This window comes from Qipengyuania vulgaris (assembly GCF_009827325.1).
Taxonomy (GTDB): domain Bacteria; phylum Pseudomonadota; class Alphaproteobacteria; order Sphingomonadales; family Sphingomonadaceae; genus Qipengyuania; species Qipengyuania vulgaris.
This window is the reverse complement of record NZ_WTYC01000002.1, coordinates 220,920-242,109: the sequence shown is the minus strand read 5'-3', so window position 1 is coordinate 242,109 and position 21,190 is coordinate 220,920. Positions and strand designations below refer to the sequence as shown.

Here is a 21,190-nt window from a genome sequence, read left to right as displayed (position 1 = left end):
GCGACGCATCGCTAACCGCGTTCGGGCGATGAAATACATCTCCACCAGAGGGCAGGCGCAGAGCCTCGATTTTGCCCAAGTCACTCTCGCTGGTCTGGCCAGCGACGGCGGTCTTTACGTTCCGGAAGAGTGGCCCCCGTTCACCTTCGGGGAAATTCAGGACATGCGAGGGGTCCCCTATTCGGAGCTTGCTGCACGGGTGATGGAGCCTTTCGTAGGCGACTGCCTGACGCCCGAACGTCTGCGCGATCTGACCGCCCGAGCCTATTCCCGCTTTTCGCACAGGGCCGTCACACCTCTGGTCCAGCTGGATGAACAGCACTGGATCCTGGAACTCTTCCACGGACCGACGCTGGCTTTTAAGGATGTGGCCCTGCAGATGCTCGGACTGCTGTTCGAGGAATTTCTTGGCGAAAACGATGGCAAGCTGACGATTGTAGGGGCGACGAGCGGCGATACCGGCAGCGCAGCGATCGATGCAGTGGCAGGACTCGAGAATGTCGAGATCTTCATGCTTCACCCCAAAGGCAGGGTGAGCGAAGTCCAGCGACGCCAGATGACCACGGTGCGCGCACCAAATGTTCACAATATCGCCATCGATGGGAGTTTCGACGACGCTCAGGCGATGGTGAAGCGCATCTTCGCCGACGATAACGTGACAGCCAAGCTCCGCATCGGCGCAGTCAATTCAATCAACTGGGCGCGGCTGATGGCGCAGGTGGTCTATTATTTCGCTGCTGCGCTCCAACTCGGCGGGCCCGAGCGGAAGATTGCCTTCAGCGTCCCGACGGGCAATTTCGGCGATGTCTTCGCCGGCCATGTCGCATCGCGAATGGGTCTGCCAATCAAGCGTTTGATCGTCGCCACCAACGTCAACGACATCCTGCACCGTGCGCTGAGCCAGGGGGATTATTCCGCCGGTACGGTCACACCCACTGCCGCGCCCAGCATGGACATCCAGGTCAGTTCGAACTTCGAGAGGCTGCTGTTCGATGTCGGCGGGCGCGACGGGGCGGCCTTGGCGCAGCAGATGCGTGGCTTCGACATGCAAAAAACAATGCGCCTGACCAATGCGCAGCGTGAAGGCGCGGCATCGCTTTTCACCAGCACCCGCGCGGATGAGGACAAGACGTCGCATGCCATGCGCTGGGCCTATGAGGAGTGCGGTCAGTTGCTCGATCCGCATACCGCGATCGGTCTCCACGCCGCGCGGGAGGCGGATGTCGATCCTGAAGTTCCGGTCGTCACTTTGGCCACCGCGCATCCGGCGAAATTCCCCGACGCGGTCGAGCGATCTACCGGCATCCGCCCCGGCCTTCCTGCCCGAACAGGTGACCTGTTCGCGCGCGAAGAAAGCTATGTCGAATTGCCGGGCACATATGAGGACGTGCGTGATCATATCCTCGGGAACGCCGCCTGATGGCAGAGCTGCAACGCAATCCGGTACTGATGATCGGCGAAGGCTGGGAGGGCTACCGCCTGCTCGACAGCGGGCATGGCCGTAAGCTTGAGACCTATGGCGATTACCGTTTTATCCGGCCCGAGCCGCAGGCCATGTGGTCACCGCGGCTCGATGAATGGGATGCCCATGGCGAATTTGTCCCCGGAAGCGACGAAGACGGCGGTGGTCGCTGGCAATTCTCCCGCGACGTTCCGCGTGACGGCTGGGAACTCGGCTGGGGCGACGAAGCTCGCTTTACCGCACAGTGCACCCCTTTCCGCCATCTCGGGTTCTTCCCGGACATGGCCCCGGTATGGACGTGGATGGGCGAGCAATTGGCTGGCCGTACCGAGGCCGAGACGATGAATCTCTTCGGCTATACAGGTGTCGGCAGTCAGGCGCTGTCCCGCTTTGGCCGCGTCACCCACGTCGATGCGAGCAAGAAGTCCGTCGCGCAGGCCCGCGAAAATGCTGCATTGGCGGGGCTGGAGGATCGTCCGATCCGCTGGCTGGTCGAAGATGCGATGAAATACACGGCGCGCGAAGTTCGCCGCGGACGCCGGTATGATGGCATCATCCTAGATCCGCCCAAATTCGGTCGCGGTCCGGACGGGGAAGTCTGGCGGCTGGAGCAGGGCCTGCCCGATCTCGTTTCCGATTGCCGCCAGCTGCTCGATGCCGAAAGCAGCTTCCTGTTCCTAACCGTTTATGCCGTGCGCATGAGCAGCCTTGCGCTGGGCGGTCTGCTGGAAGAGGTATTCGCGGAACTTCCCGGCACCATCGAACATGGCGATCTGGCGGTGCAGGAAGAGGGCGGACGCCTACTGCCGACCGCAATTTTCGCGCGCTGGTCCAATCCGCGCTAAAGCCTCTTCGCATGAACGATTCGCTTATCCTCGAAGTCGCCGATTTCGAACACGACGTGCTCACCGGAATTTACTCTGAAGAAACGGGCAAGCCGCAGCCTTTGCGCTTCACCATCCAGGCACGGATGAAACCGCTCCGGCACTATCATGCGGATACGTCGCTCGACGATTCGAAGAACTACATGGATCTCAAGTTCGCAGCTTCAGGCGCGCTGCCCGAAGGTGTGCATTTCAAGCTGATCGAAGCGGTGGCCGACCATATCTGCGAAACGCTGTTCCTGCAGGATCGGCGCGTCGAGTCGGTAACGGTCAAGATCGTCAAGCTGGCCATAGCCGAGGCGGGCGAGAAGATCGGCATCACGCTCCACCGTGAGCGCCGCGAATGAAACGGATCGAGGTCGAAGGCTTGCCGGACGACCCCCTCGGGGCGGCAGGTCTGTTTCACCAGAACTGGCTCGATCCCATCGAACGGGCGCTGGAGGCAGGGCTCGACGTAATGGTGACGTTGGAACCTGCGGACCACACGCACGGCGAATGGCGCAAGGCCGCCGCCGCCATGCTCGCTCGCAAGCACACGCCGCAGCGCGTGAATCTCGTCGCGGGCACGGGCGGATCTCTGGCGGCGGTCGAAGACTATCTCGCCACTGCACCTGGCATCACCGGACAATATCTCCAGGCCGCTTCGTGAGCGTCACCATCCTTTTCCTGGGCCCCCTGCGCGATATCGCGGGTGAGCAATTGCGTGAGGTGGATGGTCCACTCGATTGGGCGGGCTTGCGCGACGCGGTCGGGCCAGAGGTCGCCGCGCAACTGGATGAGGATCGCGTCAATGTCGCTTGCAAGGGCCGAGTGTTGGCCGACAAATGCGCGCTGCAAGCGGAAGACGGCGACGAGGTTGCGTTGCTTCCTCCGGTAAGCGGTGGCTAGGCTCGCGCTATCCAGTCCGCTCGACGTGCGATTGCTCGATAAGGGGCTATCGGTCGGAGAGGCACTCGCCGCGTTCAACGCAGCGTATGAAGAAGCAGGTGGGATCGTCTCGTTCCTTGGCAAGGTTCGCCCCGGTGACGGCGTCCGCGCCCTCGAACTCTCGCACTACGAACCCTTGACCCTTCTGGGAATGGAAGAGCTGGCCGCAGCTGCAGGTAGCCGCTTTGACCTCGAAGGCGCTCTTGTCTGGCACCGGGTCGGCGTAATGAGTCCGGGCGAGACGATCGTGCTTGTCGCTACAGCCGCCCGCCATCGGCGCAGCGCCTTCGGTGCGGCCGACTATCTGATGGATCATCTCAAATCGGCTGCGTGGTTCTGGAAACGCGAACGGCGTGCCGATGGCTGGCACTGGATCGAACCGCGCCCACAAGACCGGCTCGATCTCGCACGCTGGAAATAAATTCGGCCGTTTGATCTCGATCAAGGAAAACGGCCCGCCAAAGAGGCAATCCATCTCCAACGAAGGAGATCGGAAATGTCCAAGCACCTCACTCGCGAACTCGTTGCCGAACAGGCCACTATCGTTGCTGCGCCGAAACCACTTCATGAGGTCGATCGAACTTTCCAGCTTCCCAAGGGACTCTACGCCGCCACGGTCGGGCTATATCTCGGCTTCCTGGTCGTCATGGCAGTTGGCTTTTCGACGCCCGGCCTCATCATCCCGATGGCGATCTTCACGATTATCATCGTGGCAGGCTTCGGTGTCCCAGCCGTCTGGACGCGGCTTTCCCCGATCACGGAATCGAAGCAGATCACTTTTTCAAGGTTGCAGCGCGAAGGCATCTCCACGCTGACGGGGCGATTGAGTGCCAAAGATGCCAGTGTTCAAATGCTCATTCTGCCCATCATCGTCTTCTGCTGGGGCGTGGCGACGGTCTCTATCGCGACCCTGGTCCGTTAGATCGCCTCAAGACAGGGGGAGGAGCGCGGGGTCGACCAGTTCGATCCCGCGCTTTCCGTCGCGCCTTATCGCGCCTTCCCGTTCGAAGCGGGTCAGCATCCGGCTAACCGTCTCGATCGTCAGGCCCAGCATGTCGGCAAGTTCGCCGCGAGATATCGGCAAATCGAACCGCCTGGCCAGATGGCAGGGCGAATCGCTCGCCGCCCGGGAAATCGAAAGCAGGGCGCCTGAAACGCGCTGTTCCGCGGAAGCATTGCCAGTCAGCGCCAGCAATTCGCGGCTAGCGTAAAGATCCTCCTGCGTCCGCCGCAGCAGCGCCTGGCTCAGTTTCGGGTAACGCTCGATCGCCTCTGCAAAGGCCGGACCGGAAAATACGCAAAGCTCGCTATCGCCCAAAGCGACAACGTCATGCCGCATATAAGGTGCAAACATCTCACCCACGAAGCCCGACGGGTGAACCAGCGAAAGAATGCGTTCTCGTCCATCGACATCGGTCGAAGTAATCTTGAGCGCGCCGCTCAACAGCGTTGCGCAGGCAGCCTCGCTCATTCCCGCGGTGAACAGCGTTTCGCCTTTTTTTAGCTTGCGGGTCCGGCCGGCCTTGGCGAGTTCTTCGCGTTCGGCCTCGTCCAGCACCGCGCAGGCTGCCCGATCGCGAACCGGGCAGGTCGAGCACGCGAGACTCATCGAATCTGAGCGCGCAGGGATTCCAGGACCGCGTCCTCTTCGCCGACCAGAGCAATAACCCGGTCGCGGGCGGCATCGATAGTGGCGGTATCTTCGGCCGCAACGCGCGCCGCCGCGTATAATGCATCGAGATCGCCAAGCGGAACTGCTGCCCGACTACGAGCCGAATCGAGTTCGGCCAAGACGACTTGGGCGCTGGCCCAGCTGTCGCTGCCCACGGAACTGCCTGCTGCTGTGGAAACAAGGCGTTCGGCGCGAGGCCGGACTTCAAGGAATTCGGCATGCGCTTCCTCGGCAGACGCCACCAGGTTGGACAGACGTGAGTCTAGTCCGCCGGTCAGGTCTACTGCGACTGGCGGGACGTCGAGGCGGGCGGGTTCGCCCGTGTCGAACTGTCCTTCCGCCCGTTCGGCGTCGCGTATGGCGAGCGAAGGATAATTTCCCTCGGTCGAAGCACAGGCACCCAGCAAGATTGCCAGCGAGGAGAGAATGGTAGTTCTTGCATGACGCGGCATGCCCGCCACATAGCACGGGTACGGCTTCGTGCCAGCGGGAATGCAAAAAAGCGTATTGTCCGGCGTTGACTTGGGCCCGGCATTCGCCTAACGGCACGCTTCTTTCCGGGCCCGCCAATCGGTTGGTCGACGGGTGCGCCGCGGATTCGCAAGAGTTCGTTTTGTGAATTGCGGCACAGCAATTTGAACGAGAGATACGTACCATGTTCGCAGTAGTGCGCACGGGCGGCAAGCAATACCGGGTTGCCGCCGGAGACAAGATCGCGGTTGAGAAGCTCGCTGGCGAAGCCGGTGACACCATCACGCTGGGCGACGTCCTGCTGGCAGGCGAGGGCGACAAGCTTTCGGACGCTGGCAAGGTTACCGTTTCGGCCGAAATCATTGCGCAGGCGAAGAGCGAAAAGGTCCTCGTCTTCAAGAAGCGCCGTCGTCACAACTATCGTCGCAAAAACGGCCATCGTCAGATGATGACTCTGCTGCGCATCACCGCAGTGGGCGATTCGAAGGCCGAGAAGAAGGCAGCTCCGAAGAAGGAAGCCGCCAAGGACAACACGCCGAAGGCTGAAACCAAGAAGGCCGCTCCGAAGAAGGACACTTCCGAAGAGAAGGCCGCGCCCAAGGCAAAGAAGGCTGCGCCGAAGAAGGCCGCAGCTACCGACAAGGCACCTGCCAAGAAGGCTCCGGCCAAGAAGGCAGCGCCTAAGAAGACCGAATCCAAGAAGTAAGGAAACCGGACCATGGCACATAAAAAAGCAGGCGGTTCGTCGCGTAACGGTCGTGATTCGGCCGGTCGTCGTCTTGGTGTGAAGAAGTTCGGCAGCCAGTCCGTGGTCGCCGGAAACATCATCGTGCGCCAGCGCGGCACGAAGTTCTATCCTGCCGTCAACGTCGGCATTGGCAAGGACCACACGCTGTTCGCGCTTACCGACGGCGTCGTCCGATTCCACTCGGGTAAGCTCGGCCGCAAATACGTATCGGTCGACATGATGGCGGAAGCCGCCGAATAACAGGACGCTCCGATAACGGGATCGTCCAGACGGGACGGTCCCAGCCGGGCTAACGATCCGGCAGACGAAGAGGGAGATGGGGCCGACCCGTCTCCCTCTTGTCGTTTCTCCCTCTCCATTCGGCGAAATTTTGTATCGCCGCCACGCAATTGTCACGCGTCCGGCCTAGGAGCCCGGAGCGTGGACCTCACGGGGAGAATACCGATGTTCCATGTTACGAAAAGGTTGCTGTTGCGGCCTGCCTGGCCCGAAGATGCGGAAGCGCTGTTTGGCGTGATCGCCGATCAGGGAGTCGTCCGCAATCTCGCGTCGGCACCTTGGCCCTATCTTCCCGAACATGCGCGAAGCTTCGTCCAGCGCGATCACGATCCGCGTCATCCGGTGTTCCTCATTACCCGTCCGACGGCCGGTGGTTCGGATCTGATCGGCTGCATCGGCATCGATCCTGGAGTGGACGGCACCGAACTGGGTTACTGGATCGCCCGGCCATTCTGGGGGCGGGGCTATGCCACAGAAGCGGCGCGCGGAGTTATGGAGATCGCCCGACTGCTTGGTCATGATAGCCTGAGCGCTGGCCATTTCACGGACAATCCGGCATCTGGCCGGGTGTTGCGCAAATTGGGCTTCCAGCCGACCGGCAAGTTGGCGCTGCGGCATAGCTGCGGACGCGGTGAAGACGCCGAATGCGTGCTCTACCGCATCGACCTGCGCGAAGAGATCGCGGCTCCGCTTCGGGCTGCATAGAAAAGGGCCCCGCGGCTATCGTGGGGCCCTTGTTCTCCGACGAAACGCGCGAAGTTATTCCGCCGGCATGAGAGCGGCTTCGAACTCGCCCTCGTACTTGCCGATCAACTCGCGGTCGTCGTGATCCCAGGGATGGAAGCCCGGCTTGAAATAGGCGATCCATGCGGGGAATATCCGGCGCACCACGCCCGGGCTGACCAAGAGGTATTTGAGCAGACCCAATTTGGCCCTGCCGCCCGTGATCCCGTCCTGCGCGAGCAGATCGAGCGTGTCGATCCAGCGATTGCGGAAGAAGTTGAAGGTGACGATCAGCATCATCAGGTTGCGCAGCTTCCAGCGCCGCCACTTCGACCAGTCCTTCGTGGCATGGTTCCAGGTGTCGAACGCGACGCCCTTGTGTTCGATCTCTTCGACCGCATGCCATTCCCACATCGCACGCACCTCGGGATCGGCGTGCTTGAAATGCTGCGGATTGGCGAGGAACTCGCTGGCCATCATGGCGGTGTAATGCTCCAGCGCCATGGTCGCGGCGAGGTTCACGATAACCGGCCTATCCTTGGTCAGTGCGAGCATTTCCTCCACCCGCCGGTCGATCGCCTTGATGTCATAGCCATGATCCTCGGCGAGGCGATTGAACGCGATATGCTCGCGCGTGTGATTGATTTCCTGCTTAACGAAAGCGCGAATCTCTGCGGCAAGCTGTGGGTCGGCGCCGTCTCGATGTGCTTTCACGGCTTCGATGAAAAAGGCCTCGCCACGCGGAAAGGTTGCAGACAGGGCATTGTGCCAGGCCGTGCCGAATGGCTCACCCGCCCACCAGCGACGCGGTGTCGTGTCACGATTGAAGCGCTCGTCACGAACGGTGATCGTGAGGTCAGCCGGGGTGGGCGTCAATTTTGTCTGGGGGGTATCGAAATGCGCGGGGGCGTTCATGGGACGGCTCCGAGGTTAACTTACATTGATGTCAGTAGTGCTTACTTACATTGATGTCAATAACGTCCGCTTAACGCCTTGCGTAAAATGCCGGATACGATAACGCTACGCGCCAATGGCAACCCGCAAGCGTCTATCTCCCGAGGAATCCCGTCTAGCCGCACTCGAGGCGGCGCGTATCCTGCTCATCGAGACCGGTCCGCAGTCGGTGACTCTCAAGGCGGTGGCGGGCCGGATCGGGCGCACACATGCAAATCTTCTGCACCATTTCGGTTCGGCGGCTGGCTTGCAAAAGGAGCTTGCTGGCCATCTGGCAAAGGCCGTCTGTTCTACCATCGCCGATGCCGTGCGTGCCAGCCGGGCCGGTCTTGGACATCCGCGCGAAGTGGTGGACCTCGCGTTCGATGCTTTCGACAAGGAAGGTGCAGGGGCGCTCGCCAGCTGGATGATCCTGACCGGTAACGAGGATGCATTGACGCCCATCGTCGAGACGATCCATGTACTGGTTGACGAGATAGCGCCTGAGGAGGCTGCGCATTCGGGCAACGCGACGCAGGTTCATGAAGAAACGCTGGCGCTGGTGCTGATGGCAATGGGCGATGCGCTGATCGGATCAGCACTTGCGCGCTCTCTCGGTCTTCCGGAAACGGCGGCGCGTGACCGGGCGGAACGGATGCTGGTCCGCTCGCTCGAAACCACTACTCTGTAGGTACCAGGCCCGAACGCATCCATTCGGGTGCCAACTGGGGATCGATATCGCTCACACGCAGGTGATCGACGGCGAAGCCAAGGTCAGGATAGCCAGCTTTGCGGCGCTTCTCTTCTGATTTTGCGAACGGCACCACCACCAGCCGCCGGTTGACCTTGCTGCGCCAATTCATCCGCGCGGTGTTTTCCTGGCCGATATAGCAGCCCTTGTTGAAGGTGACACCATGGAGCTCGACCGCATTGGTCTCGAGCCACAATATGTCGCCGAGTTCAGCGCGACCCTCCGGCACCCCTAGCGACAGCCGGTGGGCGAGATATGCCTCGTCGACCCTTTCATCTCCGTCTGACGCGGGGGCGAGCCAGCGTTGGCCCAGAGCCTTCAAGCGCGGATCAGGCGCGCCGCCGTCGCCGCAATGCTTTTCCCAATGCACCGCGACCTGTTCGTCGATCGCGATGTCGATCTTCCGGCGCAGGCGGTAAAGGGTGAGCCGCTTGGCCAGTTCCTCGGCAAACTCTGCCTCGCAGTCCAGTAGCAACTGACCATCTCCCGCAGGCCAGACGATCATGTCGAACAGCGTCTTGCCCTGCGGAGTGAGCAGCCCCGTATAAACCGGCAATTTCTGCTTCACATCATTGGTCAGCAGTCCCTGGAGGAATTCCACGACGCTTTCGCTGTCGTCCCGGGGGGAAAGGCGGATGACCGCGCGGTTCGTCAGACGGGTAGCTGTCATGGGTGACAGATAGGCCGCCTGCCGCCATAGGCAACCACCATGAGCACTGCCACCGAATCGCTGACGATCCGCCGCCCCGACGACTGGCATCTTCATTTCCGCGACGGTGATACGATGCGCGCTGTAGTGCCGCATACTGCACGTCAGTTCGCTCGCGCCATCGTGATGCCGAACCTTGCGCCGCCCGTCACAACCAGTGCGCTCGCCGACGACTATCGCGAACGGATCCTCGCGGCCGTGCCCGAAGGGCTCGATTTCACGCCGCTGATGACCGCCTATCTCACGGACGAGACCGATGCCGACGATCTGGCCGCAGGCTTCGCCGATGGCGTGCTCACCGCGGCGAAACTCTATCCCGCGGGGGCGACGACCAATTCCGCCCATGGCGTGACAGACGTTGCCAATATATCCGGCGTTCTCGAACGCATGGCGCAGGTTGGCATGCCGCTATGTATTCACGGTGAGGTTACACACGCAGACATCGATATCTTCGACCGAGAGGCGGTCTTCATCGACCGTGTTCTTGCCCCGCTGGTTGAGCGTTTGCCTGAGCTTAAGGTCATCTTCGAGCACATAACGACCAAACAGGCCGTGCAGTTCGTCGATGCCTCTGGACCGCGGATCGGGGCGACGATCACGCCGCAGCATCTGCACATCAACCGCAACGCGATCCTCGTCGGTGGCATCCGCCCGCACATGTTCTGCCTGCCGGTTGCCAAGCGCGAGGAGCACCGTCTTGCGCTCCGCAAGGCGGCGACGAGTGGTTCGGCGAAATACTTCCTTGGCACGGACAGCGCGCCGCATCATCGCCACGCCAAGGAAAGTGATTGCGGCTGCGCGGGTATTTTCAATGCGCCCTTCGCGCTCGAAAGTTACGCCACCGTGTTCGACCAAGAAAATGCACTCGACAACTTCGAGGGCTTTGCGAGCCTCAACGGTCCGGCTTTTTACGGCCTGCCGGTTAATGAGGCGCGCATTACTCTGGAAAAAGCGCCCGTCGAAGTCCCATCAGAAGTGGAGGGCGGAGATGCCGCCATCGTCCCCTTCCACACCGGCGAAACACTCAAATGGCGGCTGGCTTCCTAGAACGCGACCACAGGTCCCACACGAAAATCCCGGCAGCCGCCCAGATACAGGCAAAGCAGGCAGCTTGGACGGGTTTCAATTCCTCACCGAAGACTGTCAGCCCAAGAACGAAAACTATGCTTGGCGCGAGGAACTGGATGAATCCGAGCGTCGAATAGGGAAGGCGCTTGGCAGCGATGGCGAACATCAGCAGCGGGATCGCAGTGAGCACGCCGCCCAGCATGATCGCGAGGCTTAGTTCCGTCGATTGGGCGAAGGACGAACCCGCAGGTGTGCCGGAATAGTACCAGATCACGCCCGAAGCCGGGACCAGCAACAAGAGCGATTCGATGGTCAGGCCGGGCAGGGCGCCCACATCCGCCTGCTTGCGTATGAGCCCGTAAGTTCCGAAGCTCAAAGCCAGTGTCAGGCTGATCCATAGTGTGGTCAGAGCACCGCCGAGCAGCAGCGACACGCCCACAGCAGCCAGCGCGACAGCCGCCCACTGGAATCGCGAAAGCTTCTCTTTCAGCAGCAGGGTACCAAGCAGCACGTTTATCAGCGGGTTGATGTAATAGCCCAGGCTTGCCGCGTAGACGTAATTGCTCTGGATCGCCCAGACATAGACCACCCAGTTGACCGCAATGAGCGTAGCCGAGATCAGAAGCCATCCCATGGTGCGTCCATTGCTCAGCGCAGCACGTAGCTGCGGCAGTTGCTGGCGCACGGCCACGATCAGCAGGCAGAGCGGCAGGGTCCAGATAATCCGCCAGCCGACGAATTCCATTGCCGGTACGCTGCGCACCAGAATGAGGTAGAGCGGCAGAAATCCCCAAATCAGATATGCACCGACCGCTGCCCAAAGGCCTGTCTTGGGGTGTTCGGTTTCTGTCTTCTGCATGAATACTGGCCGCCTACGAGCGCTTGAATTGGCCTGCAAGCCTCATCTTGTCCGCCAGTGCGGCACGACTCGTCGATTAATCGAAATCTGACACTGCCGTTGCAATCTGTTCAGCAAAAGCCCTCTAATCATTAACGGCATCAACAACTAACGAGTCGAAAACGACCAAAGGAGATTGCCGTGATGAAGCTGACCAAGACCCTCTCGCTGGCGCTCGCCGCTTCAGGCTTATCACTCGCCATGCCTGCTTCTGCCGCCGTGCCAGCCAGTGGGGCATCGCAGGCGCACACCATAGTTGTGGCCGATACGGTATATGAGCATAAGCGCCACCGCCAGCACCGTCATCACTATGGCCGCGACCGGCAGGCGCGCGGATACTATCAGGGCTACTCGCGTAATTGGGGCCAGCCGGTCCGCCGCGACACCCGCATCTGGCGTGGCCGCGACAACCGTTATTATTGCCGCAAGGATGACGGCACGACAGGCCTCCTCGTCGGGGCCGGAGTCGGCGCACTGCTTGGCCATGAAGTTGCCGGACGGGGCGGGGATCGCACGCTCGGCGCCATCCTTGGCGGAGCCGCCGGCGCACTGCTTGGCCGTTCGATCGACCGCTCCAGCACTCGCTGCGGATAATTCAAGAGCTTCGAGCTGCGCCCACCCGTAGCTTGAAGACGGCCTTCGGGTCGTAGTGGGCGTCGTCTGTATCCTCATGATAAGAGGAGCGGGCGGCGCCCTTTTTATTTGTGTGTGTCCTTAACCTTGCGAGTAGGCTTGGTACCGTCTTTCAGCCCCACACCAATACTGGCTCGCGGCTGGTCCATCTCGGTGCTTGCAACCGGATAAGCGCAATAGTCCGCGGCGTAATAGGCCGCCGGACGGTGGTTTCCGGAGAGGCCAATTCCACCGAATGGCGCGGCCGAGGAAGCGCCATTGGTCGGACGATTCCAGTTCACGATTCCGGCCCGGGTTTCGCTCCAGAAGCGATCGAAATCATCGGGTTTCCCACCGACAAGCGAGGCCGAAAGACCGTACCGTGTGTTGTTCGCCTCGGTGATGGCTTCGTCGAAATCCTCCACCCGAATGATCTGAAGTAGAGGGCCGAATAGCTCGATATCCGGCCGTTCGTCGATTTCGGTGGTGTCGATAAGTCCGGGCGTGAGGAAGGGCAGGTTGTCCTGCGTTCGCTCCATGGCCAGGATGTCCTTGCCGCCATGATCCAGAAGCGCCGCTCTGCTTTGGAGCAGGAGATCGGCCGCGTCATTATCTATCACCGTACCCATGAAGGGCTGCGGGTCGGCGAAGGGTTCGCCCACGATGAGGCGCTGCGCCATGCTTTTCACGGCAGGTACGATCTGGTCGTACATACTGTCGAGCACGACCAGCCTGCGGGCTGCAGTACAGCGCTGCCCGGCAGTGGTGAAGGCGGACTGGATGATGGTCGCCGCCGCGTCTTCGATCTTCGGCGTATCGAGGATCACGATAGGATTGTTGCCGCCCATCTCCAGCGCGACGATCTTGGCCGGATCGCCCGCGAGCTTCTTGTTTATGGCGATCCCCGCTGGCGCCGACCCGGTGAACAACAGTCCGTCGATATCGGGGTGCGCGACCAGAGCCTTTCCGACATTGGCCCCGCCATGGACGCATTGGATAACATCTTCCGGCACTTCTGCTTCATGGAACAGCTTGGTCAGGAATTCGCCCACCGCCGGCGTCTTCTCACTCGGCTTGAACACGACGACGTTGCCCGCAATGAGCGCCGGGACAATATGACCGTTGGGCAGGTGCGCGGGAAAGTTATAGGGTCCCAGAACCGCCATCACGCCATGCGGCTTGTGGCGCAGCGCGGCACTTCCCTGAAGCGCGCTGTCGAGCTTTTTCTGGCCCGTCCGTTCGGCATACGCCGTGATCGAAATCTCGACCTTGTTCTTGACCGCCTCGACTTCGGTCCGCGCTTCCCACAAGGGCTTGCCGGTTTCCCTGGCAATCAGTTCTGCAAAGGGTTCAGCGTGTTTGAGCACCTGATTGGCAAAGCGGCGCATGAACTCCATCCGCCGCGACACGGATTCGGTTGCCCATGCGCGCTTCGCTGCGAGCGCACGCTCGAGGGCATCGTCCACATTGCCGACCTTGCCGCGCCAGATCTGGTTTCCTGTCGCTGGTTCGGTGGAAATCATCTTGTCCGACACTGAATAGTCTGTCCTTGAAACGGTTGCCCTGGGTGAAACGGCCTATGTGCTTTCTGACTTCGTGCGTCAAATCGCGCCTAGCGGGTGTGGCCTGACGGAACAGGAGCTGCGCCGTGGGCATCTCCCATCCGGCGCAGGCGGGCTATCTTGCCTTGAAGCGGCTGCCAGTCATCCCTCTCGGCGATCGCCGACCAGATCGCTTCAACTTCGTCGATCACCATGCTCTCGGGCGCACCTTCGGCCCAATAGGTATGGCTATCGACCACCGCACGATAGGCCGAAAGCAGATCGCCGAGTTCGCCTTCGCCGCCTTTTCCGACGCGATGCCGATAGAAGAAGGCGTCCGGCTGTTCGCCGCTCTGGGCCATCGATGCCTCGCAGGCCCCGACCAGCTTGCCGTCCTCTTCAAGCCCCTTGCTCTCGATCCCCAGCCGCCAGCACCAGCGCCGCCCGACCGCTTCCATATAGAGCGGGCCGAAGCGCTCCATCGCGGCAATCAGCGGCGGAGATTCGGCGATGAGGCGCAGCGCGATCGCGAACTGACCGCAGTTCCAGTGCAGCGCTTCCGGCTGGCGGCCGAAGGCGTATAGTCCTGCATGATCGAAATAGGCGGCGGTGAATCCCGGCTCCCATTTGGGCAGGAACCGCCAAGGGCCATAGTCGAAGCTTTCGCCCGTGATGTTCATGTTGTCCGTGTTCAGGACGCCATGAACGAAGCCTGCGACCATCCAGCTTGCCGCAAGATCGGCGAGACGTTCGACGACCAGATGCATCAGCTTTACGGCCGGCTCGTCGCGCCCCGGTGCGTCTTCGGGAGGGGGAGGCCCGGGGAACTGGGCGAGACAATAGTCGACCAGTTGTTCCATATGCGCCTTTTCTTCGAGCGCGAGCAGGCGCTGGAAGCTGCCGATACGAATATGGCCATGGCTGAGCCGGGTCATCACGGCCGAGCGGGTCGGTGAGGGCTCGTCGCCGCGCACCAGTTCCTCGCCCGTTTCGACGATGCTGAAGGTCTTGGAAGTATAAACTCCCAGTGCCTCGAGCATTTCGGTGGCGAGAATCTCGCGCACGCCGCCTTTCAGCGTCAGCCTGCCGTCCCCTGCGCGGCTCCACGGGGTCTGGCCGGACCCCTTGGTGCCGAGATCGAGGAGCCGGTCGTCGCCATCGCGTAGCTGCGCAAACAGAAAGCCGCGTCCGTCACCGATCTCGGGATTGTAAACGCGGAACTGGTGCCCGTGGTATCGCAGCGCGATCGGCTGGGGCAGATTGCCGTCGAGCGGCTCGAAGCGACCGAAATGGCAGAGCCATTCTTCGTCGGTCAAACCTGAAAGCCCCACAGCCTTTGCCCAGCGATCGTTGCGGAAGCGCAGCTGGGTACCCGGAAAATCGGCTGACTGGACCGGGTCTGCCAGCCAGTCCGAGATCCCCTGAATCGGTGTGTCGGGGCGATATTCGGAAGGCTTCGGGGGACTGGGCATCATATATGGGATGGGGGTCATGCACCATCCATGCAAGTCGTCTCTCGAAATTTGCACGCAGTGGCGCTACCGGAGCAATCATGGATAGTGAATTCAGCGAACGCAGCTGGCAAAGCCCCGACGGGCTGGAGCTGTATTTCCGCGATTATGCGGGCGGAGACGCAGGCAAGGTTCCCGTCGTCTGCCTGCATGGCCTTACCCGCAACAGCCGCGATTTCGATGCGCTGGCGCCGCATATCGCGGGGCTGGGTCACCGGGTCATCGTGCCCGACATGCGGGGCCGGGGGCAAAGCGCCTATGCGGAAGACAGCATGAGCTATGCTGTGCCGACCTATATCGCGGATGTCATGGCCCTGCTGAAGCAGGAGGATGTGGAACGCTTCGTGTCGATCGGCACGTCGATGGGCGGCCTGATGACCATGCTCATTGCCCAGTTCGCGCCTACCCGGATTGCCGGGGCGGTGATCAACGATATCGGGCCGGTCGTGGACCCAGAGGGGATCGACAGGATCAAGACCTATCTGGGCAAGGGCGGCAGCTACCCCACGTGGATGCACGCTGCACGTTCCCTGGAAGAAGTTCACGGCGATTCGCACCCCTCTTTCGACACGAACGACTGGATCAGGATGGCCAAGCGTTCGATGACGCTGTGCAACAACGGCCGGATCGCATTCGATTACGACATGAAGATCGCCGATCCGTTCAACGACACCGACGACAATGCCGTTCCGCCCGATCTTTGGCCCGGATTTGAAGCACTGGCCGGCAAACCGCTGGTGCTGGTCCGCGGCGCACTTTCCGCAATCCTGAGCGAAGAGACGCTCGCCGAAATGCAGCGCCGCGCTCCGGATGCAGACGTCGTGGTTGTCCCGAATGCCGGACATGCCCCGACGCTCGACGAGCCGGAGGTGCGCAGCGCCGTCGACGCGCTGCTTGGAAACCTCTGATGGGCGGAGCCAAGGGCGATCTGGCGCCGCATATCCTGCATGTCCTGCCTCAACGTTCCTCGGTCGAGCTGATTGGCGCCTTTGGCAACAGGCTGCGGCACACTCTGGTCACGGAAGATGGCGCATTACCTGTCGGACTGCGACAGAGCGCTTACCTGAAAGCGGCCAGCGACTTTCCGAGTCTTGTAGGCCTGCCCCTGCCCGGCCGGATGCAGAAGCTGGCTCGGGCGATGACGCCTTTCGATCTCGTGCTCACCCACGGACCCGACGCGCTCGACGTGGCCATGGCCCACACGCTGTTCAAAGACGCCATGCACCTGCCGCCTCTTGTTCATCATGAATATGTGCCGGACCGTCAGCGAAGCTTGCGGCGCAAATGGTATCGGCGGTTCGCGCTGGGCAAATCGTCCGGGGTCGTCGTACCGGGCGAACAGCTCGAAGAAGCGGCACTGGTTGACTGGCAACAGCCGATGGGCCGGGTAAAGCGCATCTCTCCGGGTATCGACACGAAGATCTTCGCCAACCGGCCCAAGAAGGACGGATTTCGCCTCATCAAGCACACCGGCGAAAAATGGGTTGGTGCGTGGCCTGAAAATCCCGGTTCGCCAAACAGCGCGGCACTTGTCAGAGCGTTCGCCAACCTCAGCGAAGAATGGCACCTAATCCTCTTGGGAGAGCGTCATGATACCGGCAATGTCGAGACCGAAATCGATCGCCTTGGGCTGAACGATCGGGTCCACTTCCCGGGTGCGGTGAAGGAACCCGCGCGGGTGCTGGGCCTTTTCGACATTTTCGTCGAACCCGATCCGGTACGAGATTCTTCGGAAAGACTGGTTCAGGCGATGGCATCGGGTCTGCCTGTCATTGCTTCGCGGGGTGGCGGAACGGAAGACACCGTCGCCGAACCCAATCGCGAATGGTTGCTCCAGGGCACGAGTGAAAGCATGCTCACCGCCAATCTTCCCGCACTCGCCACGGACAAGGACCTGCGGAAGGTAATCGGGGAAGCCAACAGAGCGCGGGCCGTGCAGGAATTTGACCGCGAAAAAGCGATTGCAAGTTACCGGCGGCTTTATTCGAGCGCCATGAAGAGGGAATTCTGAAAAGAGCTTTCATCACGCATTCACGCGAACGGGGACAGGCAGGGGCCCACAGTATCCAAGGCATTGCCCTTCGCAAGTGCGATGCCTAAAGACCCGCAAACCTGATATCCAAGGACCGGAGACCGCGCCGCAGTGGCACGCACACCCAATACCGCACTCACTCGCGAAGAGAAGAAGGCCAAGGCGAGCGCCGCAGAGCAGGAAGCACTGCTACGCGAAGTCGACGATGCCGTGCGCCAGAGCGATCTCGAAGGCTTCATGGGCCGCTATGGCAAGCCGCTAATCGGGGTGGTCGTCGTTGGCCTGCTGGCTTTCGCCGCATACCTTTACTGGGACAACCGTCAGGAATCGTCTTTAGAATCGTCGAGCGAGGAACTCGTTACCGCGCTTGACCAGCTGCAGGCGGGCAATGTCGATGCTGCGTCCTCCCAGGTCGCCGGTTTCGAAGGTCAAGGCACGCCTGCTATCAGCGCCAAGATGCTGCGCGCCGGCATTGCCGCAGAAGGCGGCAATGCCGCAGAGGCCGCTACCCTGTTCGGTGAGATTGCCGATGACGAAAGCGCGCCGGAAGTTATGCGAAATCTGGCACTGATCCGCCGAACCGCTCTGCGCTTCGACCAGATGGAACCGGCCGAGGTAATTGCCGCGATGAAACCGCTCGCGGTACCGGGCGAGCCATTCTTTGCCAGCGCCGGTGAACTGGTCGCGCACGCATATCTCGAACAGGACAAGCGCAGCGAAGCAGGTGCATTGTTTGCCGAAATCGCACGCGATGAAAATACGCCGGAACCGGCGCGCGCCCGCATGCTGAACATGGCGGGTATTCTCGGCGTCGACGCGGTTGACGATGTGCAGGACATTCTCGACACACAGAGCGTCGGGAGCGAAGGCGCCGAAATCGTCAGCGAATGACACGAAACGGAAAATCCATGAGCCAGACCTACGCTAAATCCCTCGTCAGAGGCGTGATCCTCGCATGTTCCGTGATTGCACTCGGTGCATGCAGCGGCGGCCTGTTCGGCGGCGGCGATGGCAAGAAAGACACTCCGACCCTCGGCGAACGCCAGCCGATCCTTTCCCGGATCGAAAGTGGCGCCAAGGTCGATCCCGCCCTCGCGGGAACCGCAGTGACGCTTCCAGCGGCAAGAGCCAACGATAGCTGGGCCCAGGCTGGCGGTACTGCGAGCAAGAGCTATGGCCACTTGGCACTGGCATCGGCTCCTGTGCAAGCGTTTACGGCGCAGGTAGCAGGCGGAAGCAACAAACGTCGGCTAGGCGCGGCGCCGGTGGTTGGCGGCGGCAAGCTCTTTGCCGTTGGCGCCGACGGTCGGGTCACCGCTTTCGATGCGCAGACCGGATCGCAAGTTTGGACCTATCAGAGCGAGCTGACTGACGACACGCGTCCCTCAGCGTTCGGTGGCGGGGTGAGCTTCGATGACGGCAAGCTCTACGGCACCGATGGTGCAGGCTTCGTTTACGCGCTGAATGCCGATACCGGGGCCGAACTCTGGAAGGTTCAGCCCGGCGGCCCGCTGCGCGGTTCGCCAACGGTGTCTTTCGGTAATGTCTTCGTCATGTCGCAGGATAATCAGCTGTTTGCTCTCAATGCAGCGGACGGCAAGCAAGTTTGGCAGGAATCGGGTTCGACCACGATGGCCGGCGTCTTCGGCGTGGCCGCACCGGCAGCTGGCAACGGCACCGTAGTGGCCGGCTATACTTCGGGCGAAATCGTTGCCTATCGCTACGAAAACGGTCGCAGCCTGTGGGCCGATGCCTTGGCGCGCACCTCGATCTCGACGCAGGTCGGTGCGCTGAGCGATATCGACGCCGATCCGATCATCGACAACGGCCAAGTATTCGCTCTCGGTCAGGGTGGCCGCATGGCGGCCTACGAACTCGTCACCGGCCAGCGTTTATGGGAACTCACGGTTGCGGGAATTTCGACTCCGGCGATCGCGGGTGACTGGATTTTCGCGTTGACCGATGATGCACGCATGCTCGCGATCGCACGCAGCACCGGCAAGGTCCGCTGGCTGACCCAGCTTCCGCGCTTCCGCGATGAAGAGGACAAGGAAGATCCGATCTTCTGGCAGGGTCCGGTTCTCGCAGGCGGCAGCCTGTGGGCGGTCAATTCGGAAGGTCAGATCTACACGGTGAGCACGGCTGAAGGTTCGGCCACGCTGTTCCGCGATCTTGAACAGCCGATCAGCCTGCCGCCGGTCGTTGCCAACAACACGCTTTACGTGCTTGACGACAGTGGCCGGATTACCGCTTTCCGTTAGGACGCAACCGAGGGCTCAGCCGAGTGGCTGGCCCTCATCGGTCTCGTAGACTCTGAGGTCGCGCGAGGCAGGCGGGTTTTCCGCCATGACTTTCTGGAATTCCGCCATGTGTTCGGATTGGCCGTGCGCATCCAGCGCCGCATGGTCGCGCCAGCGCTCGAACAGTACCAGCGTATCGGGATTGGCAAGGTCGCGCGCGAAACTGTAATCGAGGCAACCTTCCTCGGCACGGCTGGCGCGGACCATCTCGACAAGGGATTTCTGCATCGAGGCGTCGATCGTGCGCCCCAGCTTGATCGTCCCGTTAATCTGGATCATCCGTGCTCTCCCGTAGTCAGAAACTGTATTTGTAGACTCGGCTGATATCGCCGCCCCATTCGCCGTGATAACGGTCGAGCAAGACCTGCGCGGGTACCTTGCCACTGGCCACGATCTCGTCGAGCGTTTCGAGGAAGCCTGTCTCGTTGTCACCCGATGCATTGAAGCGGGCGCGGGCGGTCAGCCCCGAGCGCGCGATCTTGAGGACGTCTTTCGCGAGGTCCCGCAAATTGCCGCCGCCGGGGATGGGCGCATCGAGAGCCTGTTTCGGAACCGCATTGCGCAGCTCCTCGCGTTCTTCCATCGACCAGTGCTTCACCAAGTCCCAGGCCGCATCGAGCGCGGATTGTTCGTAAAGTAGTCCGACCCAGAAGGCGGGCAGGGCGCAAATCCGGCTCCACGGGCCGCCGTCCGCCCCGCGCATTTCAAGGAAGCTCTTCAGGCGCACTTCGGGAAAGGCAGTTGAAAGATGATCCCACCAATCGCTTTCGGTGGGTTTTTCGCCCGGAAGAACCGACAGTTCGCCCTTCAGAAAATCGCGGAAGCTAAAGCCAGCGGCATCGATATACTTCCCGTCGCGGAAGACGAAATACATCGGTACGTCGAGCATGTAATCGACCCACCGTTCGTAGCCGAAACCGTCCTCGAAGACGAACGGCAGCATGCCTGTGCGGTGTGGATCGGTGTCGCTCCAGATATGGCTGCGGTAGGATAGAAAGCCATTCGGCTTGCCTTCGGTGAAAGGCGAGTTGGCGAACAGGGCGGTGGCTAGCGGCTGGAGCGCGAGACCGGTACGGAATTTCTGCGCCATGTCGGCTTCGGAAGAATAGTCGAGGTTTACCTGGATCGTGCAGGTCCGCAGCATCATGTCGAGGCCCAGCGTGCCGACCCGCGGCATATGCCGTTTCATGATGTCGTATCGGCCCTTGGGCATCATGGGCAGCTCATCGCGGGTCTTGTCCGGCCACATGCCGAGGCCGAGGAATCCTACATCGCAGGCTTCTCCGACCTGCTTCACCTGATCGAGGTGGCGGCCGGTTTCCGCGCAGGTTTCATGGAGATTCTCCAGCGGCGCGCCGGAAAGTTCCAGCTGGCCCGCAGGCTCGAGGCTGACAGTACCGTCCTCGCCGCGCATGGCGATGACCTTGCCGCCTTCTTCCACGGGCTCCCAGCCGAACTCCTGTAAACTCAGCAGGATATCGCGGATACCGCCCTTTTCCTCGTAAGACGGGGCGCGGTGGTCCGATCTGTTGAAGACGAGCTTCTCGTGCTCTGTCCCGATGCGCCAGTCCGCCTTGGGTTTCTCGCCCAACTGCATCGGAGCGACCAGCTGGTCGCGGCTCTCGATGATCGGGTCTTCCTTGGCGGATGTGTCGCGCGTGCTCATGAA

Annotated in this window: 26 protein-coding genes; 17 read left to right on the top strand and 9 right to left on the bottom strand. The window is 61.4% G+C overall.

Annotated features, from left to right (window positions below; genetic code table 11):
* Window positions 1–28 precede the first annotated feature (28 nt).
* From thrC to GRI69_RS05535, 7 genes are all read left to right on the top strand, one after another.
* A complete protein-coding gene (gene thrC, locus GRI69_RS05565) occupies window positions 29–1,420 on the top strand; it encodes a threonine synthase (RefSeq protein WP_160727274.1) in 1,392 nt (463 codons plus the stop codon).
* Window positions 1,420–2,307 carry a class I SAM-dependent methyltransferase gene (locus tag GRI69_RS05560; RefSeq protein ID WP_160727273.1) on the top strand — a complete coding sequence of 296 codons (888 nt, stop codon included), beginning with the start codon at window positions 1,420–1,422 and terminating at the stop codon, window positions 2,305–2,307. Before thrC ends, GRI69_RS05560 begins: the two co-directional genes overlap by 1 nt.
* An 11-nt stretch (window positions 2,308–2,318) precedes the next feature.
* A complete protein-coding gene (locus tag GRI69_RS05555; protein WP_160727272.1) occupies window positions 2,319–2,693 on the top strand; it encodes a dihydroneopterin aldolase in 375 nt (124 codons plus the stop codon).
* Window positions 2,690–2,995: a Rossmann fold domain-containing protein gene (locus tag GRI69_RS16030; RefSeq protein ID WP_160727271.1), complete on the top strand. Its 306-nt coding sequence runs from the start codon at window positions 2,690–2,692 to the stop codon at window positions 2,993–2,995. The genes GRI69_RS05555 and GRI69_RS16030 overlap by 4 nt, the downstream gene beginning before the upstream one ends.
* Window positions 2,992–3,234 carry a MoaD/ThiS family protein gene (locus GRI69_RS16025; protein ID WP_160727270.1) on the top strand — a complete coding sequence of 81 codons (243 nt, stop codon included), beginning with the start codon at window positions 2,992–2,994 and terminating at the stop codon, window positions 3,232–3,234. Before GRI69_RS16030 ends, GRI69_RS16025 begins: the two co-directional genes overlap by 4 nt.
* Window positions 3,227–3,694: a molybdenum cofactor biosynthesis protein MoaE gene (locus GRI69_RS05540; RefSeq protein WP_160727269.1), complete on the top strand. Its 468-nt coding sequence runs from the start codon at window positions 3,227–3,229 to the stop codon at window positions 3,692–3,694. Before GRI69_RS16025 ends, GRI69_RS05540 begins: the two co-directional genes overlap by 8 nt.
* Window positions 3,695–3,769: 75 nt before the next feature.
* On the top strand, window positions 3,770–4,195 hold the full coding sequence (locus tag GRI69_RS05535; protein WP_160727268.1) for a hypothetical protein: 426 nt from the start codon (window positions 3,770–3,772) through the stop codon (window positions 4,193–4,195).
* 6 nt (window positions 4,196–4,201) lie between these two features.
* On the opposite strand, the gene GRI69_RS05530 is transcribed toward GRI69_RS05535, so the two are convergent.
* Together GRI69_RS05530 and GRI69_RS05525 are read right to left on the bottom strand one after the other, a co-directional pair.
* Window positions 4,202–4,882, bottom strand: a complete 681-nt coding sequence (locus GRI69_RS05530) for a Crp/Fnr family transcriptional regulator (RefSeq protein ID WP_202391858.1) — start codon at window positions 4,880–4,882, stop codon at window positions 4,202–4,204.
* Window positions 4,879–5,397: a hypothetical protein gene (locus GRI69_RS05525; RefSeq protein WP_160727267.1), complete on the bottom strand. Its 519-nt coding sequence runs from the start codon at window positions 5,395–5,397 to the stop codon at window positions 4,879–4,881. The genes GRI69_RS05530 and GRI69_RS05525 overlap by 4 nt, the downstream gene beginning before the upstream one ends.
* Window positions 5,398–5,600: 203 nt before the next feature.
* On the opposite strand from GRI69_RS05525, the gene rplU reads away from it, so the two are divergent.
* The 3 genes from rplU to GRI69_RS05510 all read left to right on the top strand — a co-directional run bounded on the left by rplU (window position 5,601) and on the right by GRI69_RS05510 (window position 7,148).
* Window positions 5,601–6,122: a 50S ribosomal protein L21 gene (gene rplU, locus GRI69_RS05520; protein ID WP_160727266.1), complete on the top strand. Its 522-nt coding sequence runs from the start codon at window positions 5,601–5,603 to the stop codon at window positions 6,120–6,122.
* Window positions 6,123–6,134: 12 nt separating this feature from the next.
* Window positions 6,135–6,404 carry a 50S ribosomal protein L27 gene (gene rpmA / locus GRI69_RS05515; protein WP_160727265.1) on the top strand — a complete coding sequence of 90 codons (270 nt, stop codon included), beginning with the start codon at window positions 6,135–6,137 and terminating at the stop codon, window positions 6,402–6,404.
* A 204-nt stretch (window positions 6,405–6,608) separates the two neighbouring features.
* Complete coding sequence (locus GRI69_RS05510) at window positions 6,609–7,148, top strand: GNAT family N-acetyltransferase (protein WP_160727264.1); 540 nt, start codon at window positions 6,609–6,611, stop codon at window positions 7,146–7,148.
* Between the two features lie 54 nt (window positions 7,149–7,202).
* On the opposite strand, the gene GRI69_RS05505 is transcribed toward GRI69_RS05510, so the two are convergent.
* Complete coding sequence (locus tag GRI69_RS05505) at window positions 7,203–8,081, bottom strand: metal-dependent hydrolase (protein WP_160727263.1); 879 nt, start codon at window positions 8,079–8,081, stop codon at window positions 7,203–7,205.
* Between the two features lie 115 nt (window positions 8,082–8,196).
* Between GRI69_RS05505 and GRI69_RS05500 the strand changes: the two genes are divergently transcribed.
* Entirely contained in the window at window positions 8,197–8,790 is a 594-nt protein-coding gene (locus tag GRI69_RS05500; protein WP_160727262.1) for a TetR/AcrR family transcriptional regulator, read from the top strand.
* On the opposite strand, the gene ygfZ is transcribed toward GRI69_RS05500, so the two are convergent.
* Window positions 8,780–9,520, bottom strand: coding sequence for a CAF17-like 4Fe-4S cluster assembly/insertion protein YgfZ (gene ygfZ, locus GRI69_RS05495; protein ID WP_160727261.1), 741 nt, complete (start codon window positions 9,518–9,520; stop codon window positions 8,780–8,782). The genes GRI69_RS05500 and ygfZ overlap by 11 nt on opposite strands.
* A gap of 39 nt (window positions 9,521–9,559) precedes the next feature.
* On the opposite strand from ygfZ, the gene pyrC reads away from it, so the two are divergent.
* Window positions 9,560–10,606 carry a dihydroorotase gene (gene pyrC / locus GRI69_RS05490; RefSeq protein WP_160727260.1) on the top strand — a complete coding sequence of 349 codons (1,047 nt, stop codon included), beginning with the start codon at window positions 9,560–9,562 and terminating at the stop codon, window positions 10,604–10,606.
* Here pyrC and rarD read toward each other — a convergent pair.
* Window positions 10,584–11,486 (bottom strand): EamA family transporter RarD, encoded by a 903-nt coding sequence (gene rarD, locus GRI69_RS05485; RefSeq protein ID WP_160727259.1) that lies wholly within the window; start codon window positions 11,484–11,486, stop codon window positions 10,584–10,586. The genes pyrC and rarD overlap by 23 nt on opposite strands.
* A gap of 183 nt (window positions 11,487–11,669) precedes the next feature.
* Between rarD and GRI69_RS05480 the strand changes: the two genes are divergently transcribed.
* Window positions 11,670–12,119 carry a glycine zipper 2TM domain-containing protein gene (locus GRI69_RS05480; RefSeq protein ID WP_237452981.1) on the top strand — a complete coding sequence of 150 codons (450 nt, stop codon included), beginning with the start codon at window positions 11,670–11,672 and terminating at the stop codon, window positions 12,117–12,119.
* A gap of 104 nt (window positions 12,120–12,223) precedes the next feature.
* On the opposite strand, the gene astD is transcribed toward GRI69_RS05480, so the two are convergent.
* Window positions 12,224–13,672 carry a succinylglutamate-semialdehyde dehydrogenase gene (gene astD / locus GRI69_RS05475; RefSeq protein ID WP_160727258.1) on the bottom strand — a complete coding sequence of 483 codons (1,449 nt, stop codon included), beginning with the start codon at window positions 13,670–13,672 and terminating at the stop codon, window positions 12,224–12,226.
* A gap of 77 nt (window positions 13,673–13,749) precedes the next feature.
* Window positions 13,750–15,150 carry a protein adenylyltransferase SelO family protein gene (locus GRI69_RS05470; RefSeq protein WP_202391857.1) on the bottom strand — a complete coding sequence of 467 codons (1,401 nt, stop codon included), beginning with the start codon at window positions 15,148–15,150 and terminating at the stop codon, window positions 13,750–13,752.
* Window positions 15,151–15,230: 80 nt separating this feature from the next.
* On the opposite strand from GRI69_RS05470, the gene GRI69_RS05465 reads away from it, so the two are divergent.
* From GRI69_RS05465 to GRI69_RS05450, 4 genes are all read left to right on the top strand, one after another.
* Window positions 15,231–16,097: an alpha/beta fold hydrolase gene (locus tag GRI69_RS05465; protein WP_160727256.1), complete on the top strand. Its 867-nt coding sequence runs from the start codon at window positions 15,231–15,233 to the stop codon at window positions 16,095–16,097.
* Window positions 16,097–17,200 (top strand): glycosyltransferase family 4 protein, encoded by a 1,104-nt coding sequence (locus GRI69_RS05460; protein ID WP_160727255.1) that lies wholly within the window; start codon window positions 16,097–16,099, stop codon window positions 17,198–17,200. The genes GRI69_RS05465 and GRI69_RS05460 overlap by 1 nt, the downstream gene beginning before the upstream one ends.
* A gap of 132 nt (window positions 17,201–17,332) precedes the next feature.
* Window positions 17,333–18,112: a tetratricopeptide repeat protein gene (locus GRI69_RS05455; protein WP_337191029.1), complete on the top strand. Its 780-nt coding sequence runs from the start codon at window positions 17,333–17,335 to the stop codon at window positions 18,110–18,112.
* Between the two features lie 17 nt (window positions 18,113–18,129).
* Window positions 18,130–19,482 carry an outer membrane protein assembly factor BamB family protein gene (locus tag GRI69_RS05450; RefSeq protein ID WP_237452960.1) on the top strand — a complete coding sequence of 451 codons (1,353 nt, stop codon included), beginning with the start codon at window positions 18,130–18,132 and terminating at the stop codon, window positions 19,480–19,482.
* A gap of 15 nt (window positions 19,483–19,497) precedes the next feature.
* On the opposite strand, the gene GRI69_RS05445 is transcribed toward GRI69_RS05450, so the two are convergent.
* Together GRI69_RS05445 and GRI69_RS05440 are read right to left on the bottom strand one after the other, a co-directional pair.
* On the bottom strand, window positions 19,498–19,800 hold the full coding sequence (locus tag GRI69_RS05445; RefSeq protein ID WP_160727253.1) for a putative quinol monooxygenase: 303 nt from the start codon (window positions 19,798–19,800) through the stop codon (window positions 19,498–19,500).
* Between the two features lie 16 nt (window positions 19,801–19,816).
* A complete protein-coding gene (locus tag GRI69_RS05440) occupies window positions 19,817–21,187 on the bottom strand; it encodes a glutamate--cysteine ligase (protein WP_160727252.1) in 1,371 nt (456 codons plus the stop codon).
* Window positions 21,188–21,190 lie beyond the last annotated feature (3 nt).

Bases quoted from the DNA above. Each gene is read 5' to 3' on its own strand.
- thrC (WP_160727274.1), top strand. From the start codon at position 29: ATGAAATACATCTCCACCAGAGGGCAGGCGCAGAGCCTCGATTTTGCC.
- GRI69_RS05560 (WP_160727273.1), top strand. From the start codon at position 1,420: ATGGCAGAGCTGCAACGCAATCCGGTACTGATGATCGGCGAAGGCTGG.
- GRI69_RS05555 (WP_160727272.1), top strand. From the start codon at position 2,319: ATGAACGATTCGCTTATCCTCGAAGTCGCCGATTTCGAACACGACGTG.
- GRI69_RS16030 (WP_160727271.1), top strand. From the start codon at position 2,690: ATGAAACGGATCGAGGTCGAAGGCTTGCCGGACGACCCCCTCGGGGCG.
- GRI69_RS05535 (WP_160727268.1), top strand. From the start codon at position 3,770: ATGTCCAAGCACCTCACTCGCGAACTCGTTGCCGAACAGGCCACTATC.
- GRI69_RS05530 (WP_202391858.1), bottom strand. From the start codon at position 4,882: ATGAGTCTCGCGTGCTCGACCTGCCCGGTTCGCGATCGGGCAGCCTGC.
- GRI69_RS05525 (WP_160727267.1), bottom strand. From the start codon at position 5,397: ATGCCGCGTCATGCAAGAACTACCATTCTCTCCTCGCTGGCAATCTTG.
- rplU (WP_160727266.1), top strand. From the start codon at position 5,601: ATGTTCGCAGTAGTGCGCACGGGCGGCAAGCAATACCGGGTTGCCGCC.
- rpmA (WP_160727265.1), top strand. From the start codon at position 6,135: ATGGCACATAAAAAAGCAGGCGGTTCGTCGCGTAACGGTCGTGATTCG.
- GRI69_RS05510 (WP_160727264.1), top strand. From the start codon at position 6,609: ATGTTCCATGTTACGAAAAGGTTGCTGTTGCGGCCTGCCTGGCCCGAA.
- GRI69_RS05505 (WP_160727263.1), bottom strand. From the start codon at position 8,081: ATGAACGCCCCCGCGCATTTCGATACCCCCCAGACAAAATTGACGCCC.
- GRI69_RS05500 (WP_160727262.1), top strand. From the start codon at position 8,197: ATGGCAACCCGCAAGCGTCTATCTCCCGAGGAATCCCGTCTAGCCGCA.
- ygfZ (WP_160727261.1), bottom strand. From the start codon at position 9,520: ATGACAGCTACCCGTCTGACGAACCGCGCGGTCATCCGCCTTTCCCCC.
- pyrC (WP_160727260.1), top strand. From the start codon at position 9,560: ATGAGCACTGCCACCGAATCGCTGACGATCCGCCGCCCCGACGACTGG.
- rarD (WP_160727259.1), bottom strand. From the start codon at position 11,486: ATGCAGAAGACAGAAACCGAACACCCCAAGACAGGCCTTTGGGCAGCG.
- GRI69_RS05480 (WP_237452981.1), top strand. From the start codon at position 11,670: ATGAAGCTGACCAAGACCCTCTCGCTGGCGCTCGCCGCTTCAGGCTTA.
- GRI69_RS05470 (WP_202391857.1), bottom strand. From the start codon at position 15,150: ATGCCCAGTCCCCCGAAGCCTTCCGAATATCGCCCCGACACACCGATT.
- GRI69_RS05465 (WP_160727256.1), top strand. From the start codon at position 15,231: ATGGATAGTGAATTCAGCGAACGCAGCTGGCAAAGCCCCGACGGGCTG.
- GRI69_RS05460 (WP_160727255.1), top strand. From the start codon at position 16,097: ATGGGCGGAGCCAAGGGCGATCTGGCGCCGCATATCCTGCATGTCCTG.
- GRI69_RS05450 (WP_237452960.1), top strand. From the start codon at position 18,130: ATGAGCCAGACCTACGCTAAATCCCTCGTCAGAGGCGTGATCCTCGCA.
- GRI69_RS05445 (WP_160727253.1), bottom strand. From the start codon at position 19,800: ATGATCCAGATTAACGGGACGATCAAGCTGGGGCGCACGATCGACGCC.
- GRI69_RS05440 (WP_160727252.1), bottom strand. From the start codon at position 21,187: ATGAGCACGCGCGACACATCCGCCAAGGAAGACCCGATCATCGAGAGC.